This window comes from Terrabacter sp. Ter38 (genome assembly GCF_024519435.1).
Taxonomy (GTDB): Bacteria; Actinomycetota; Actinomycetes; order Actinomycetales; family Dermatophilaceae; genus Terrabacter.
The window spans coordinates 856,028-871,365 of sequence record NZ_JALJRZ010000001.1; the positions used below are offsets into that span (position 1 = coordinate 856,028).

The following is a 15,338-nucleotide window of genomic DNA, read 5'->3' on the forward strand; positions in this document are numbered from 1 at the left end:
AAGCACGATCGTTCGGTCAGAACAAGAGTGAAGCCACGGCACCACGCCCGTCAGGCGCCGCGCCACCAGAGCAGACGGGAGACCACGACCTCAAGGTCGTGTGCGAGCGCAGGGGACGGGTCAACGTCCACGGTCTCGGGGTACGCGACGTCGTGGTGGGCGTCGAACCACGGCGCGAGCGCCCACCAGGCCCGGGCCCTGGCCCTCGTGTCGTCGTCCACGCCGGACGCCACAGCATCGGCGAAGGCGACGGATGTCGCGTTGAGCGCCCACGCGAGGTCGACAGCGGGGTCGGTGACCCGGGCGTCGCCCCAGTCGATGACCCCGGACAGCCGCCCGTCTCGCGCGAGGACGTGCTCGGTCACGAGGTCCCCGTGGCACAGGGCCTGCTCACCGACAGTCGCCACCCGCTCGAGCAGCGCCTCCGCGGTCGAGCGGTGCTCGGGCGGCAGGAGGGGCAGCACGACGAGCCCGAGCCGCTCCACCCGGACGGTTCGTTCGACGTGGTCGTCCGCTGCCGACGGGCACCCCGCGTCGGCCGCGAGGGGAAGCGGGGTGGCGTGCAGCACCTCGAGGAAGGCCGCGAAGACCTCGCCGTCCGCGGAGGTCAGGCGTGTCGGATCGACGGCCTCGCCCGCCACGAGGGCGTGCCGCAGCCGCAGCGGCGCCCGGTCGAGCACGACCGGGCGGGGCACCTCCACCGGAAGCCCGTCCGCGATCGCCGGGAGCAGGACCGCCTCGGCGAGCAGGGCCGTCTCGACCTCGGGCCTGCGCGCGGTGCGGTCGACCCAGCGCTGTTCCACGAGCGTCGCCACGCTGTCCCAGCCCTGGCGGAGCGGGACCCGGTCGGCATGCCATCCGCGCACCAGGGACGACCACACCGCCACGCTGTCCGGCACGATGCTGTCGGCCTCGTCGTCGAACCGACGCACGAGCTCCTCGACCGTCACCCACTCGCCCCATGACACCTCCTCGGGCTGCCATCGGATCGGGCCGTCCCACGTCACGACGAAGCGGAAGGCCCGGTAGCGCGTGTGCTCGTCGGCGTAGTCCGCCACGCCGAGGGGCTGGAGCGGGACCCCGGCGACACCGAGCTCCTCGTCGACCTCGCGTACCGCGCCCACAGCAGGATCCTCCCCCGCCAGGACGACCCCGCCGGCCGCGAGGTCGAGCAGACCCGGGTAGACGTCCTTCGTCGTCGTGCGGCGGTGGAGGTAGACGCGGCCGAGCGAGTCACGCACGACGATCGACGACGCCGCGTGTCGCAGGTTGCGGGCGCGCATCACCGAGCGCGGTGACGATCCCGACACCTGACCGGCCTCGTCGTAGAGCGCGACCACCTCGTCGTCGGCCATGCGCGACTCAGCCGAAGAAGGAACGCACGTCGTCGAGCTCGGTGACGTCGTACCAGAGCAGCTCGTCGGCCTCCTCGTCGACGTCGCCGGTCACCACGTCGTCGACGTGGAAGGACGCGACGCGAGAGAGTGGCACCGGGGCCGTGAGCACGACCTTCGACAGCGGAGCGCCGTCGCGCGGTGAGACCCACGTGGCGTCCGCGTCGGCGGCCGCGACGACGCGGCGGTCCGAGCGCCCGGACCGCAGCCCGCCCGCAGCCTCGACGGCGTCGCTGAATGCGGCGTACTCGAGGTCCTCGACGTCGAGGCCCGGCGCGGCCCGTTCGAGACCCGACGTGACCGCGAACGCCGTCCTGGGGGTGCCCGGGCCGGCAGCGAGCGCGCCTGCGGTCGCGAGCTCCTCGAGGCCTGCCCGCCCCACCGGCACGTAGACGCGTACGACGGGCATCAGGACTCCCTCCCGCTCGTCAGCTCGGCGAGAGACTCGACGATGGACTGTCCGAGCACGTCGACGTCGGGCATCGCGTCGCGGTCGGCGTTGAGGCCGAAGTAGACCCCGCCGTTGTACGACGTGATGCCGATCGAGAGGGCCTGTCCCTTGGCGAGCGGTGTCACCGGATAGGTCGAGAGCATCTCGGCGTCCCCGGCATAGAGCGGAGTCTGCGGCCCCGGCACGTTGGTGATCATGACGTTGTAGAGGCGGCGCGACATCGCGGAGCCGAGGCGCGCCCCGAGGGCGTGCAAGGTCGGCGGAGCGAAGCCCGCGAGGTTGGCGAGCGACGTCGCCCCGACCGCCTGGCCGCCCTCCATCTGCTGCCGCATCGCGAACGCGATCTGGTGCAGGCGCATCGAGGCGCCGGGCTCGCCGACCGGGAGGTTGACCACACAGGCCATGACCTGGTTGGCGTACATCCCCGCCGGGTCGTCGCCGTAGATGCTGACCGGCACCATGGCACGCACCGACGTGTGGGGGCTGACGGCCTCGCCACGCCCGAGCAGCCACGCCCGGAAGCCGCCCGCGATCGTCGCGAGCACGACGTCGTTGATCGTCACGTCCTCGGCGTACGCACCGCGGGCCAGCCGCTTGCGCACGAGGCGGTAGTCCTCGAGATCGGTCGCGATCATGACCCACCGGCGGGCCGAGCCGATCTCGGCGTTGAGGGGCGAGTCGGGCGCGGGGCGCGCTGCGGTGCGCGCCACCGTCGAGAGCACCTGACCGGCCGACTCGACCGCACGCAGGCCGACGTTGAGGGCGTCGTTGAGCCCGCCACGGACCAGGTCGACGAGCTGCGTCGGGCGGCGCACCGCGTCGATGACGGCCCCCGTGACGAGCTCGACCGACGACGGCGACCGGCTCGGCTCCCACGGCGCGACGACATCGTCCTGGCCCTCACCCTTGACGGCGTCGACGATGACGTGGGCGATGTCGAGGGCGTTGACGCCGTCGATGAGCGCGTGGTGGGTCTTCGTGACGATCGCGAACCGCCGGTCGTGCAGGCCCTCGACGAGATAGACCTCCCACAGCGGGCGGGTGCGGTCGAGCTTGCGCGGCTGGACCCGGGCGACGAAGTCCTGCAGCTGCCGGTCACTTCCCGGTCGTGGAAGGCCCGCGCGGCGCACGTGGTAGCCCATGTCGAAGGCCTCGTCGTCGACCCACACGGGGTTGCCGATCCGGCCCGGCACGTCGCGGACCTTCTGCCGGAAGCGCGGGATCGCCCCGATCCGGCTCTCGATGATGCGGACGAGCTGGTCGTAGTCGAAGCCGTCGCGAGGCGGCTGGAAGACCATGACCGATCCGACGTGCATCGACGTGGTGGACTCCTCGAGGTAGAGGAACGACGCGTCGAGCGAGGTCAGGCGGTCAGACATGCTCACACTCTGCCAGAAGCCCGTGAATAGGATCGTGGCCATGCGTTCGTTTCGCGCCCTCCCGTATGCCGTGTGCGCCCTCGCGCTCGTCGGTGCCGCCGCCTGCTCGTCGGGCACCCCCGATCCCGGGCCGGGCGGAGGCACCGGCGTCGTCTCGACCGGCAGCGTCAAGCGCCTCGAGGTGACCGTCACCGGGACGACCGTGACGCCCGCCCCGGCGCAGGTCGACCTGTCGATCGGCTCGACGCTCGAGCTCGTCGTGACGAGCGACCACGACGACGAGCTGCACGCCCACGGCTTCGACGTCGAGGCGACGCTCAAGGCCGGCACCCCGACGACCCTCCGCCTCACCGGCACCGAGGCCGGCCTCTACGAGGTCGAGACCCACGAGCCGGCCCTGACCCTGCTCACGGTCGCTGTCCGCTGACCGTGGCGTCCCTCGCGGCCGCCCTCGCCACCGCCCTCCCTCCAGCCCTCGGCCAGGGCTTCGTCCCGGCTGTCGTCCCCGCCCACGGCGTCGGTAGCCGCGGCGACCTCCCCCTGCCGTTCACCGCCCTCGTCATCGCGGCGGTCGCGGCGCTCGTCATCTCGTTCGTGGCCATCGGCACGCTGTGGCGCGAGCCGCGGCTGCGCGACACCGACGGGGTGCTGCTGCCCGGACCGGTCGCCGCTCTCCTCGACTCGCACTGGCTGCGCGTCGTGGCTCGAGTCCTCACCTGGATCGTCACGGTGTGGACCCTCGCCGCGCTCGTGCTCGGACCCGACACGGCCCGCAACCCGGTGCCCCACGTCGTCTACGTGTGGCTGTGGGTGGGGCTCGCCTTCTCCTCGATGCTCCTCGGCCCGGTGTGGCGGGTCGTCAACCCGCTCCGCGCGCTGCACGCCGGTCTGCTCCGCCTCGCCCGGGTCTCGCCCGATCTCGCGGCCCTGCCGTACCGCTGGGGCCTGTGGCCCGCGGCCCTGGGGCTCGGGACCTTCACGTGGGTCGAGCTCGTCGCCGAGGACAACACGTCGCTCGGCTTCCTCCGCCTGCTCGTCGCAGGCTTCGTCGCCGTGTCCCTGCTCGGCGCGGCGGTCTTCGGTCGCACGTGGTTCGACCACGCGGACCCTTTCGAGGCATGGTCACGGCTGCTCGGCCTGCTCTCGCCCCTCGGCCGGCGCCGCGATGGTCGCTGGGTGCTGCGCACCCCACTGCACGGTGTCAACGGCCTGCGCGGCCAGCGGGGTCTCGTGCCCACGGTCGCCGTCATGCTCGGCGGGACGGCATACGACGGCTTCTCGGCCAACCTCTCGTGGGCGACGTTCGTGCAGTCCTCCCCCGTGCCGTCGGCACTGCTCAGGACGGCCACCCTTCTCGCCTTCTTCGGCTTCGTGGCCGTGACGATCTGGCTGGCGTCGGTCGTGTCGGTGAGGCTCGCCGGCGAGCCCTTCTCCCGCTCGTTCTCCTTCGTCAGCGACGTCGCCCCGTCGCTGATCCCCATCGCCGGCGGGTACGTCATCGCGCACTACTGGTCGCTCTGGGTGTACCAGGGGCAGTACGCGTGGCGCCTGCTCAGCGACCCGCTCGGCACGGGCGCCGACCTGCTCGGGACCGCGGACCTGACTCCGAACGACCTGCTCATCCAGCCGACGCTCGTCGCGACCATCCAGGCCCTGAGCATCGTCGTCGGGCACCTGCTCGGCGTCCTCGCCGCCCACGAGCGGGCGATCACGGTCCTCGACCGTCGCGCCGCCGTCATCGGTCAGGTTCCGCTCATGGTGGTCATGGTCTTCTACACGCTCGGTGGCCTGACGATCCTCTTCGCGCCCTGACCGGGCGCGTTGCCCTCAGGCGCCGACGGCACTCGACGATCGGCGCCCATGGCCCCGGCGGCGGCCTCGCTCTCTCCGCTCGCCGCGCTCGGTCGGCGCCACCGTCCACGGCAGCAGACCGGTCGCGAGGTCGGCCACCGCATGACGGACGGGCGAGTCCGGCGCGTGCTCGACGATCGAGCGCCCCGCGAGCAGGGCCGCGTCGACGGCGGCGGCGTCGTCGGGCACGAAGCGCACGGACGCCAGCCCGGCGAACCGCAGGAGCGAGTCGGCGATGCGGGACTGGGGACGGGACCCGACCGCGCCGCTGCGCACCCGGTTGACGACGGGCACGGGCTCGCCGGACGGCACCGTGCCGAGCTCCTGCAGGCCCCGGACGAAACGCTGGAGCGCGACCGGGTCGGCGCCGCCCACCGCGACGACGAGGTCGGAGGCGGCCAAGGACGTCAGCGTGGCCTCGTTGCGTCGCGGGGCCACGGTGTCGTAGCTGAGCTCCTCGTCGTCCTCGAGGCAGAAGCCGCAGTCGACGACGACGACGTGCACGAGCGACCGGCTCAGCTCGAGGACCCGCTCGAGTGCCGCGGCGCGCACCTCGGGCCACCGCTCGGCCTTGGGGAGGCCGGTCAGGACGCGCAGTCCCGGGACGACCGCCGGGGCGATGCGTGCGAGAGCGGGCAGGTCGAGCAGGCCCTGGTCGGCCGCACGGCAGGCCGCCGCGACACCCGGCGCCTCGTCGAGCAGCCCGAGGGTCTGGGCCACGCAGCCCCCGTAGGTGTCGGCGTCGATGAGCAGCACCTCGACGCCACGGGCGGCGAGCTCGGCGGCCAAGGTGGTCGCGACGGTCGTGCGACCGGGTGCGCCGGTGGGCCCCCAGACCGCGATGACGGGCGCGCGCTCCGGGCCAGGCCGGGAACCGGTCACTCGCCCCACGCCCGCGTCGTCAACGGACGGGTCGTCGTCCTCGAGCGAGCCGACGCGCTCACGGCCACCGGTGAGGCCACCGGAGCCAGCAGGACGCCAGCCCGCGCCACCGTCGGTCGCGGCCTCGGGGTGGTCGGGTGGCGCTTGCTGGACGGCGCCGGAGGCGAGCTCGCCGCTCAGGGTCGCCTCGAGGTCGTCGGCCGCGCCGCCCTCCTGCAGCGACACCTCCCACCGGTCCGTCCCCGCGTCGACGGGTAGCGTCACCGTGATCGTCAGCTGCCGCAGGTGGCGCTCGGCGGGCTCGTCGTCGGCGGGGTGCACCCCGATCACCCGGATCCGGTTGGCGCGGAGGCGATTCACCACGGCGAGGTCGAGGCCGCGCAGGTCGGAGGAGACGACGGCGGTGTCGCCGAGACCCGCGTCGGCCACCGACAGCAGCTCGGACACGTCGGCACACCGCCGCGTCACGGTGACGTCACGCAGACCCTCGAGCGTCGTCGCGACCGACGACTCCCACTGGTGGCTGAGGGCGGTCAGGACCTCGGTCATGCGCCGCCGCCGGTGACCGCCCCGACGGAGGGGACGAGGGTCAGCTTCGCCTCGCCGTCCACGGCCTCGACGAGCGGCTGGACCTTGTCGGCCGGGACGTAGATCTGCACCGACGTCATCGAGCCCGCGCCGAAGCCTCCGCTGCTCGTCATCACCGCGGCCACCGCGGCGGACTCGAGGACCTTCTTCGTCGGGGTGGTGGTGGCTGTGTCGCCCGTCGACGGGGCCTTGGGGGTGACGAAGACGTCGACGCGGCTCCCCCGCGCCAGACCGGTCGTCGACATCGCGTCGGCGCGGACCGTGACGCGCTGCACGGCGACGGCATCAGCGCCGCCGACGGCAGACACGGGCACCAGCTCACCCGCGCGCACGTCACGCACCATGAACGAGCCGGTCGGCGCCGGAGCGTCGGCAGCGAGGTAGGCGTTCATCCCATCCGCGAGCCGCACGTCAGCCCGCACGAAAGAGGTCTCCGCGACCTCGTCGCCGGCCACGAGGTTGCTCGCCGCGACCCACACCGGCACGCGGTCGTCGGCACTGGCGACGGCCTTGGCCCCCAGCGTCGCGGCGACGACGACGAGCAGCACACCGACGACGAGGCGGCTGTCACGCCAGGACGGTCGTTGCAGGCGCTTGGCGCTGGGACTGGCCAGCTCGGTCATGTGGGCCCCCTGTGGTCCGGTCGGTGATGGCTGCGACCCGCCGCACGACACGGGACGGACGCGGCAACATCTTGCATCAACCGGGCGCACACCGCCCGTCCAGGTGCACGGCTGGGGACGACGAGCGATGACCACGGCCCGGATCCCTAGGATGGAGCCGTTCCCTGCCCCCGACCCTCGAGCCCGTGCCGGAGTCCGGGTGGCACCGCCCGTGGACGGACGCGCTGCGGCGGGTACGGGTGTGGTCGACGCCGTCAAGAGACGGCGCCCAGAGGAGGAGTCAACGTGGCCCAGCGGTTCCTGCAGCTCGCCGAGGTGTCGGAGATCCTCAACATCTCCTCCGCCCAGGCGTACGCCCTCGTGCGCTCGGGCGAGCTGCCGGCCATCAAGATCGGTGGACGGGGCCAGTGGCGCGTCGAGGCCACCGAGCTCGAGGGCTACATCCAGCGGATGTACGCCGAGACGAAGTCGTTCGTGCAGGCACACCCGTTCGGAGGCTCCGCCGAGGAGTGAGGCCAGTCCGGTCCCGGCTCCTCAGAGCCGGCGGACCGAGCCGAGTGACCAGAAGGGCACGAGCGACCGCCCGGTGACGTTGGCTGCTCGACGGGCCTCGTCGGCCGCGTGCTCGGCGATCTCGAGGTGGTCGGACCCCACGACGTCGATCGTCCCCGTGGATGCGTGACCGTCCACGTCCACGACCTCCACGACGGCACGGTCGCGACTCACCGCGCGAAGGGCCGCCCCCAGGCGGAACCGCCGGGCCACGACGGAGGGCGTCCGAGCTCCCGGCGCCAGTCCCGTCACCCCGCGGACCGCGGGGAGAGCCACGAGGACGGGCCGTCCGGGAGCGGTCTCGACGAGGGCCCAGTCGGGCCCGACGTCGACGAGCCGACCTGTGAGCACGCGGTCGCGCACCCGCAGCCCCACGTGCGTCGCACCGACGTTCGCGAGCAGCCGCGTGTGGACGTCGAGCAGCGCGCGCTCGCGCCGGGTGCGTTCGGCGACCTCGGCCTCGAGCTCGCGCACGTCGCCCAGCGCGAGCTGCGCCTCGAGGTCGTCGAAGAGCCGGTCCCAGCGCATGCGCACACCCTCTCCTGCCCCGACGTCGCGGGCCACCCGACGATTCTTGACCAACACCATACTTGACCAAACACAAGCAAACTGCATTGAATGAACGCATGGACAGGGGACAGCAGTCATCGCGAGGACAGCAACCAGGAGCGCGCACCGCGGCGCGATGGGACGAGCGCGACCACCCGACGGGGCCACACCCCGCCCAGCGGCATCGGACGGGCCTGAACGGCCCGCGCCTGCGCGAGGTCGGGGCCGGCGCCGTCGGGCTGGCCGTCGCCGTCATCACCCTGCTGACGCTCGTGATGGTCGCACGGCGGGGCAGCCACACTGCTGACACCGCCCGACCGGACGACGTCCTCCTCCTCGCTCTCGCCTGGATCGGCGTCCTGCTCGCCGCGTGGCTCGCGCTCGGGTGCCTGTTCGCCGTCGCTTCCCTCCTGCCGGGTGCAGCAGGACGGGTGGCCCGCGAGGTCGCCGACCAAGTCACCCCGACCGCGGTGCGCAAGGTGCTGACCCTCACGCTCGGCGCCTCGGTCGGCTCGATCGCCCTGCCCCCAGCGCCTGTCTCGAGTGCCGGCACCGCTCCGACGGCACGCGGCCCCGAAGCTGAGCCGCCGTCCGCCGCCCGGATCGCCACGCCAGGCCTGGCGCCCGGCTACACGCCCACCGACCTGACGCCGGGCTACTCTCCATCAGCCGGGTCTGCCAGATCTGCCGGGTCCGCCGGGCCTGCCAGTCCGTCGCCGTCGGCCGACTCGCCGCTCGCCGGCCTTCCCGACCTCCGCGGGCTCTCCGTCGATCCGGGCTACTCCCCCACGCCACTCACCCAGCAGGGCGTCGAGGCACCTGCGCCCCCGAGGCCGCCCGACGGGCCCGGCTACCTTCCGACGCAGCCCGTGTCGGTGCTCGACGCAGACCGGTCGCAGCTCATGGCTCCGACCCCACGTCCCGCCGCATCGGCGCACGACCTCGTCACCGTGCGCCGTGGCGACTCGCTCTGGACGATCGCCGCTCGACACCTCGGTCCGGGCGCCTCTGACGCCCAGATCTCCCGCGAGTGGCCGAGGTGGTATGCCGCCAACCGGGACGTCGTGGGTGAGGACCCCGACCTGATCATGCCGGGAGTGCAGCTGCGTCCGCCCTCGAGCGCCCCGGCAGCGCCGGACACCCACGACGCCCGCGCTTCTGCGCCCCGACCGTCCAGCACCCACGTCGGCGCCGGCGACGGCTCCCCCGCGCAGCAGGGAGCCTCGTGATGCGAGCGACCACGACGCCCGGCCAGACCGGCCCAGTCGGCACGTCCACCCGCGCCGGCTTCACCGTTCGGCGCATCCCCCAGACGGCGCCTCGCATCATCAGCGCCGACGAGGCCTGGCACGGGGAGCCGCCCTACGCCCAGGACGCCCTCGCCCTCGACTTCTTCGGCGCGCGCGATGACGAGGACTTCGGCCGGCAGCCGACCCGCACGAGCCTGCTCCCGGACCCGGCCGAGCTCGTGGCCCGCCTCGCGCAGGCGATCGTCGAGGTCGTCTCGGGCCAGCGCCCCGCTCCCCAGCTCATCCGGCACACGGCGCCGACGATCTACTCGGTCATCGCCCGGCAGGCCATGGTCGCCGGCCGGCGCCGCACTCCCGGCCCTCGTCGCTCGGCGGTCGTGCGCCGGGTGCGCGTCTGCGAGCCGGCCGACGGCATCGTCGAGGCCTGCGCCGTCGTCGTGTCCCACGGGCGAGTCCGGGCCCTGGCACTACGGCTCGAAGGCCTCGACGGGCGGTGGCTCGTCACGGCGCTCACCATCGGCTGACCCGCGACACCGGCGGCGCATCGGCTGACCGCGCGACACCGGCGGCCGCCGCCCCCGGTCCACGACCCATGAGGGCGGGCAGACGGCCCGGGCGCCTTCAGGGGCCCGGGCCGTCGCGCGCCGCGTCAGCGGCGCTTGCGCTTGACCTTCTTGCCGCGACGGTCGGCCTTGCGCTCGACCGTCTGCTGGCCACCGGTCTCGACGGCGCGGCCGTCCTCGCCGGGGGCGGTGTAGTGCAGGGCAGCCGGGCGCTGCGACTCGGGGTCGAGGTCGACGCCGGAGACGCGCACGCCGGAGCCGAACGGGCGCCGTCCTGCGGCCGCGGCCTCGGCCTCCTCGTCCGTCTCGCCGTTGCGGGCGGCGGCACCGGTCGCGTCGTCGGCCACGTGACCGGCGGCGGCGAGCCCGCCGACGAGGTCCCCGACCGACATCGGCGCTGTGCCGACGGGGGCGGCGGCGGCCTCCGGCAGCTGCACCTCGACGGAGAAGAGGTGGCTCACCGACTCCTCCTTGATGGCCTCCATCATCGCCTCGAAGAGCTGGAAGCCCTCGCGCTGGTACTCGATGAGCGGGTCGCGCTGGGCCATGGCCCGCAGGCCGATGCCCTCCTGGAGGTAGTCCATCTCGTAGAGGTGCTCACGCCACTTGCGGTCCAGGACCGACAGGACGACCCGGCGCTCGACCTCGCGCATCGTCTCCGAGCCGAGCATCTCCTCACGCTGGTCGTACGCGTGATGGGCGTCGGACATCAGCTGCTCGCGGAGCAGGTCGGCGGTGATGGCCTGGCGGCCGCCGGCCATGTCCTCGACCGCCTCGATGGTCAGGGACACGGGGAAGACCTGGCGCATCGCGTCCCAGAGCTTCTCGAGGTCCCAGTCGGCAGCGAAGCCCTCGGCCGTGGCGGCGTCGACGTAGGAGCCGACGACGTCGTTGACGAAGAGACGCAGCTGCTCGTGGAGGTCCTCCCCCATCAGCACCGCACGACGCTCGTCGTAGATGACCTGCCGCTGTCGGTTCATGACGTCGTCGTACTTGAGGACGTTCTTGCGGATCTCGTAGTTCTGCGCCTCGACCGAGCCCTGGGCCTTCTGGATCGAGTTCGTCACCATCTTGGACTCGATCGGAACGTTGTCCTCCATGCCGGCGGTCTGCATGAAGCGATCGACGAGGCCGGCGTTGAACAGGCGCATGAGGTCGTCGTTGAGCGAGAGGTAGAAGCGAGACTCACCGGGGTCGCCCTGGCGACCGGAACGGCCACGCAGCTGGTTGTCGATGCGGCGCGACTCGTGGCGCTCGGTGCCGAGGACGTAGAGGCCGCCGAGCTCGGTGACCTCCTCGTGCTCGGCCGCGACGTCGCGCTCGGCCGTGGCGAGGGCCTCGTCCCAAGCGGCTTCGTACTCCTCCGGCGTCTCGTGCGGGTCGAGCCCGCGACGCTTCAGCTCGGCGACGGCCCGGAACTCGGAGTTGCCGCCGAGCATGATGTCAGTGCCTCGACCGGCCATGTTCGTCGCCACGGTGACCGCGCCCTTGCGGCCCGCGTCGGCGACGATGGCGGCCTCTCGCTCGTGCTGCTTGGCGTTGAGGACCTCGTGCTTGATGCCGCGCTTCTTCAGCTGCTGCGAGAGGTACTCGCTCTTCTCGACCGACACGGTGCCGACGAGGACGGGCTGACCGACGGCGTACTTCTCGGCGATGTCATCGACGACCGCGTCGTACTTGGCGACCTCCGTGCGGTAGACGAGGTCGGCCTGGTCCTTGCGGATCATCGGGCGGTTCGTCGGGATCGGGATGACGCCGAGCTTGTAGATCGAGTTGAGCTCGGCGGCCTCGGTCTGGGCCGTGCCCGTCATGCCCGAGAGCTTGCCGTACATGCGGAAGTAGTTCTGCAGGGTGATCGTGGCGAGCGTCTGGTTCTCGTTCTTGATCTCGACGCCCTCCTTCGCCTCGATCGCCTGGTGCATGCCCTCGTTGTAGCGGCGGCCGGGGAGCATGCGGCCGGTGTGCTCGTCGACGATGAGGATCTCGCCGTTCATGACGACGTAGTCCTTGTCCTTCTTGAACAGCTCCTTGGCCTTGATGGAGTTGTTGAGGTAGCCGATGAGCGGCGTGTTGACCGTGTCGTAGAGGTTGTCGATGCCGAGGAGGTCCTCGACGCGCGCGATGCCGGACTCGAGAACGCCGACGGTGCGCTTCTTCTCGTCGACCTCGTAGTCGCCGCGGCCGTCCTCGCCGCGGTTGAGGCGGGCGGTGATGCGGGCGAACTCGACGTACCACTTGGTCGCGAGGTCGGCCGGGCCGGAGATGATGAGCGGCGTGCGCGCCTCGTCGATGAGGATCGAGTCGACCTCGTCGACGATGCAGAAGTTGTGACCGCGCTGGACGAGCTCGGCGGGGTCCCACGCCATGTTGTCGCGCAGGTAGTCGAAGCCGAACTCGTTGTTGGTGCCGTAGGTGATGTCCTTGGCGTACTCGGCCCGACGCTGCTCGGGCGTCATCGACGCGAGGATGCAGCCGGTCTCCATGCCGAGGGCGCGGTGGACGCGGCCCATGAGCTCGGACTGGTACTCGGCGAGGAAGTCGTTGACGGTGATGACGTGGACGCCCTTGCCCGACAGGGCGTTGAGGTAGCTCGGCAGGGTCGCGACGAGCGTCTTGCCCTCACCGGTCTTCATCTCGGCGACGTTGCCCTGGTGCAGCGCGGCGCCACCCATGAGCTGCACGTCGAAGTGACGCTTGCCGAGGGTGCGCTTGCTCGCCTCGCGGACGGCCGCGAAAGCCTCCGGCAGCAGCATGTCGAGCGTCTCGCCGTTGTCGAGGCGCTCGCGGAAACCCTTGGTCTCGTCGCGCAGCTCCTCGTCGGTGAGCTTCTCGAAGTCGGCCTCGAGGGCGTTGACCTGCTTGGCAAGGCCCTGGAGCTTCTTCAGGGTCCGGCCCTCGCCGGCGCGAAGCAGCTTCTCGATGACGGCCATCTGGTGATCTCACTCCCGACTGAACGTGTGGACTCGCCCGGTGGGCGGGCTCCATCGCCCGTGATGGGTCACGGGACCCGCCTAGGCTAGCCGCCTTCCGGACACAACGACCAACGCATCGGCGCCCGGCCCGGTTCCGGCACCGGCGCAGCCCGCGCCCCCTCCCGTCACCGACGGCGTATGCCGTGTGTCCGGGGGCGCGCTCAGCGGCTCGTGGCGGCGCCGGCCGGGGCGGGCGGCTCCGACGCGGTGCGCGCGTCGCCCGACGGGTCGAGGGGCAGGTCGACACGGCCGAGTCCGAGCCAGTCGGCCATCGACTCGAGGTTGGCGACCAGGGCGGGGCGGGCCTCGACGGGGGCCCCGGGCTCCCACGTGACCCGGTGGCAGCGCAGCACCCCCGCGACGCGGTCGGCCTTGAGGTCGCAGCGCGCGACGAGGGCGTCGCCGTACAGGAAGGGGAGGACGTAGTAGCCGTGCACGCGCTTCTGCGCCGGCGTGTAGATCTCGATGCGGTAGTGGAAGTCCCAGAGGGCGTGGATGCGCTCGCGCTGCCAGACGAGCGAGTCGAAGGGACTGACCAGGGCCTCGGCGTGCACGCGCCGGGGCAGCCGGGCCTCGGCGTGCAGCCAGGCGGGCTTCCAGCCCGGCACGCTGACCGGGATGAGCTCGCCGTCGGCGACGAGGCGGGCGATGGCCGGGCGGGCGTCCTCGCGCCTGATCCGGAAGTAGTCGGCCAGGCACAGCTCGGTGCCGACGCCGTGGGCCCGAGCGGCGATCCGGACGAGCTCGAGGTAGCGGTCGGGGTCGGCCTCCGGTCCGGGACGGTCGATCCAGGTCGCCCGAAGCGGCGGCGGCGCGGTGGCTGCGAGCGCGGCGTACCGTCGCTCGAACTGGGACGTGCGCCCTGCCGAACTGATCTGTCCGGCCCAGAAGAGGTACTCGAGGGCCTGCTTGACGTCGGACCAGTTCCAGCCCCAGTGGTCGGTGCGGCGGGGCTGGTCGTGCGCGAGGGCGACCTCGACCTCGCGCGCGGTCATCGGGCCGCGTGCCTCGACCTCGGCCCGCACGAGATCGACGTGGTCGGGGCGCTCCTCGAGGATGCGCCGCATGCCGCCCCATGCCTTCTCGGCGGCCGCGCGCATGCGGAAGTCGAGCAGCGGCCACGTCGAGGGCGGGACGAGGCTCGCCTCGTGCGCCCAGTACTCGACGAGGCGCCTCGGGGCGCGGTCGCGGGCCCGGTCGAGCAGCGCCGGGTCGTAGGGGCCCAGCCGGGAGAAGAACGGGAGGTACTGGCTGCGCGCGAGCACGTTGACGCTGTCGATCTGGACGACCCCGACGCGGTCGACGACGCGCTGGACGTGGCGCATCGTCGCCGTGAAGGGCTCGGGTCGCGGGTCGAGGAAGCCCTGGGCGGCGATGGCGGTGCGGCGCGCCTGCGCCCGCGTCATCCGGCGCGTGGCAACGGTCATGGACGGTGCTCCTGGGCGACTCGGCCCGGTCGGTCGTGGTGGTCGTGGTGCTCGTGGTGCTCGTGGTCGGCCGGCGTCAGTCGGGGTCGATGAGCCGCTGGCGGACGGCATACATCGCCGCCTCCATGCGCGAGTGCATCTGCAGCTTGTCGAGGATGTTGCGGATGTGGTTGCGCACGGTGTTCTCGGAGATGAACAGCTCAGCGCCGATCTCACGGTTGAGCTTGCCCTTGGCGACGCTCCGGAGGATCTCGAGCTCGCGGTGGGTCAGCCGCGGCAGCTCCAGCCCCGGCGTGGGCGCGGGCGGCACGTCCTTCTGGCTGATCGCCTTGAACTCCTCGAGCAGCTTGGACGCCATGAGGGGCGAGAGGAGCGACTGACCCTGGAAGACGCTGCGGATGCCGGCCGCCACCTCCTCAGGAGGCACGTCCTTGAGGAGGTAGCCGTTGGCCCCGGCCCGGACGGCCTCGAAGAGGTTGGCCTCGTCGTCGGAGCTCGTCAGCATGAGGATGCGCGCCGAGGGCACCCGCTGCTTGATGACCCGGCACGCGTCGATGCCGCCGCGCTTGGGCATGCCGACGTCCATGACGATGACGTCGGGAAGGATCTCCTCGGCCTGGTCGACCGCCTCGATCCCGTCGGCCGCCTCACCGACGACGTCGATGCCGTCCTCCGTCGACAGGACCGTCTGCAGACCCCGACGGTAGAGGGCGTGGTCGTCGACGATGAGGACACGGATGACGTCGGGGGGTGGGTTCACGGCTCCATCTTGGCCCAGACCACGGACACGCCGCCCGATCGAGGGCCCGCGTCGGCGCGGCGCGCACCGGACGCCCGTCGGGGCGCCCCCGACACGG

The 15,338-nt window shown here is 72.3% G+C and carries 14 protein-coding genes; 5 read left to right on the top strand and 9 right to left on the bottom strand.

The features are described 5' to 3' along the window. Positions 1-50: 50 nt before the first annotated feature. The 3 genes from NR112_RS03950 to NR112_RS03960 are packed head-to-tail and all read right to left on the bottom strand — an operon-like array spanning position 51 to position 3,224. Entirely contained in the window at positions 51-1,355 is a 1,305-nt protein-coding gene (locus NR112_RS03950; protein WP_256792664.1) for a phosphotransferase, read from the bottom strand. Positions 1,356-1,362: 7 nt separating this feature from the next. After that, complete coding sequence (locus NR112_RS03955; protein ID WP_256792665.1) at positions 1,363-1,803, bottom strand: hypothetical protein; 441 nt, start codon at positions 1,801-1,803, stop codon at positions 1,363-1,365. Beyond that, complete coding sequence (locus tag NR112_RS03960) at positions 1,803-3,224, bottom strand: wax ester/triacylglycerol synthase family O-acyltransferase (protein ID WP_256792666.1); 1,422 nt, start codon at positions 3,222-3,224, stop codon at positions 1,803-1,805. Before NR112_RS03960 ends, NR112_RS03955 begins: the two co-directional genes overlap by 1 nt. A gap of 40 nt (positions 3,225-3,264) precedes the next feature. Between NR112_RS03960 and NR112_RS03965 the strand changes: the two genes are divergently transcribed. Both NR112_RS03965 and NR112_RS03970 read left to right on the top strand, forming a co-directional pair. After that, positions 3,265-3,651, top strand: coding sequence for a hypothetical protein (locus NR112_RS03965; RefSeq protein ID WP_256792667.1), 387 nt, complete (start codon positions 3,265-3,267; stop codon positions 3,649-3,651). A gap of 2 nt (positions 3,652-3,653) precedes the next feature. Further along, positions 3,654-5,036 carry a hypothetical protein gene (locus tag NR112_RS03970; RefSeq protein ID WP_256792668.1) on the top strand — a complete coding sequence of 461 codons (1,383 nt, stop codon included), beginning with the start codon at positions 3,654-3,656 and terminating at the stop codon, positions 5,034-5,036. A 15-nt stretch (positions 5,037-5,051) separates the two neighbouring features. On the opposite strand, the gene NR112_RS03975 is transcribed toward NR112_RS03970, so the two are convergent. After that, positions 5,052-6,506: a hypothetical protein gene (locus NR112_RS03975; RefSeq protein ID WP_256792669.1), complete on the bottom strand. Its 1,455-nt coding sequence runs from the start codon at positions 6,504-6,506 to the stop codon at positions 5,052-5,054. Beyond that, positions 6,503-7,168 (bottom strand): hypothetical protein, encoded by a 666-nt coding sequence (locus NR112_RS03980; RefSeq protein WP_256792670.1) that lies wholly within the window; start codon positions 7,166-7,168, stop codon positions 6,503-6,505. Before NR112_RS03980 ends, NR112_RS03975 begins: the two co-directional genes overlap by 4 nt. Positions 7,169-7,453: 285 nt before the next feature. Here NR112_RS03980 and NR112_RS03985 point away from each other — a divergent pair, with 285 nt between their 5' ends. Then, positions 7,454-7,681 carry a helix-turn-helix domain-containing protein gene (locus tag NR112_RS03985; RefSeq protein ID WP_020142994.1) on the top strand — a complete coding sequence of 76 codons (228 nt, stop codon included), beginning with the start codon at positions 7,454-7,456 and terminating at the stop codon, positions 7,679-7,681. A gap of 21 nt (positions 7,682-7,702) precedes the next feature. On the opposite strand, the gene NR112_RS03990 is transcribed toward NR112_RS03985, so the two are convergent. Further along, on the bottom strand, positions 7,703-8,284 hold the full coding sequence (locus NR112_RS03990) for a hypothetical protein (protein ID WP_256792671.1): 582 nt from the start codon (positions 8,282-8,284) through the stop codon (positions 7,703-7,705). A gap of 62 nt (positions 8,285-8,346) precedes the next feature. On the opposite strand from NR112_RS03990, the gene NR112_RS03995 reads away from it, so the two are divergent. Continuing rightward, a complete protein-coding gene (locus NR112_RS03995) occupies positions 8,347-9,498 on the top strand; it encodes a LysM peptidoglycan-binding domain-containing protein (protein WP_256792672.1) in 1,152 nt (383 codons plus the stop codon). Further along, positions 9,498-10,043, top strand: coding sequence for an Rv3235 family protein (locus NR112_RS04000; protein WP_256792673.1), 546 nt, complete (start codon positions 9,498-9,500; stop codon positions 10,041-10,043). Before NR112_RS03995 ends, NR112_RS04000 begins: the two co-directional genes overlap by 1 nt. A gap of 125 nt (positions 10,044-10,168) precedes the next feature. On the opposite strand, the gene secA is transcribed toward NR112_RS04000, so the two are convergent. From secA to NR112_RS04015, 3 genes are all read right to left on the bottom strand, one after another. Next, positions 10,169-13,012, bottom strand: coding sequence for a preprotein translocase subunit SecA (gene secA / locus NR112_RS04005; RefSeq protein WP_256792674.1), 2,844 nt, complete (start codon positions 13,010-13,012; stop codon positions 10,169-10,171). A 203-nt stretch (positions 13,013-13,215) separates the two neighbouring features. Then, entirely contained in the window at positions 13,216-14,481 is a 1,266-nt protein-coding gene (locus tag NR112_RS04010; protein WP_256792675.1) for a winged helix-turn-helix domain-containing protein, read from the bottom strand. 76 nt (positions 14,482-14,557) lie between these two features. After that, positions 14,558-15,241 carry a response regulator transcription factor gene (locus NR112_RS04015; RefSeq protein WP_256792676.1) on the bottom strand — a complete coding sequence of 228 codons (684 nt, stop codon included), beginning with the start codon at positions 15,239-15,241 and terminating at the stop codon, positions 14,558-14,560. Positions 15,242-15,338 lie beyond the last annotated feature (97 nt).

Bases quoted from the DNA above. Each gene is read 5' to 3' on its own strand.
- NR112_RS03995 (WP_256792672.1), top strand. From the start codon at position 8,347: ATGGACAGGGGACAGCAGTCATCGCGAGGACAGCAACCAGGAGCGCGC.
- NR112_RS03960 (WP_256792666.1), bottom strand. From the start codon at position 3,224: ATGTCTGACCGCCTGACCTCGCTCGACGCGTCGTTCCTCTACCTCGAG.
- NR112_RS03955 (WP_256792665.1), bottom strand. From the start codon at position 1,803: ATGCCCGTCGTACGCGTCTACGTGCCGGTGGGGCGGGCAGGCCTCGAG.
- secA (WP_256792674.1), bottom strand. From the start codon at position 13,012: ATGGCCGTCATCGAGAAGCTGCTTCGCGCCGGCGAGGGCCGGACCCTG.
- NR112_RS03975 (WP_256792669.1), bottom strand. From the start codon at position 6,506: ATGACCGAGGTCCTGACCGCCCTCAGCCACCAGTGGGAGTCGTCGGTC.
- NR112_RS04000 (WP_256792673.1), top strand. From the start codon at position 9,498: ATGCGAGCGACCACGACGCCCGGCCAGACCGGCCCAGTCGGCACGTCC.
- NR112_RS04010 (WP_256792675.1), bottom strand. From the start codon at position 14,481: ATGACCGTTGCCACGCGCCGGATGACGCGGGCGCAGGCGCGCCGCACC.
- NR112_RS03965 (WP_256792667.1), top strand. From the start codon at position 3,265: ATGCGTTCGTTTCGCGCCCTCCCGTATGCCGTGTGCGCCCTCGCGCTC.
- NR112_RS03980 (WP_256792670.1), bottom strand. From the start codon at position 7,168: ATGACCGAGCTGGCCAGTCCCAGCGCCAAGCGCCTGCAACGACCGTCC.
- NR112_RS03950 (WP_256792664.1), bottom strand. From the start codon at position 1,355: ATGGCCGACGACGAGGTGGTCGCGCTCTACGACGAGGCCGGTCAGGTG.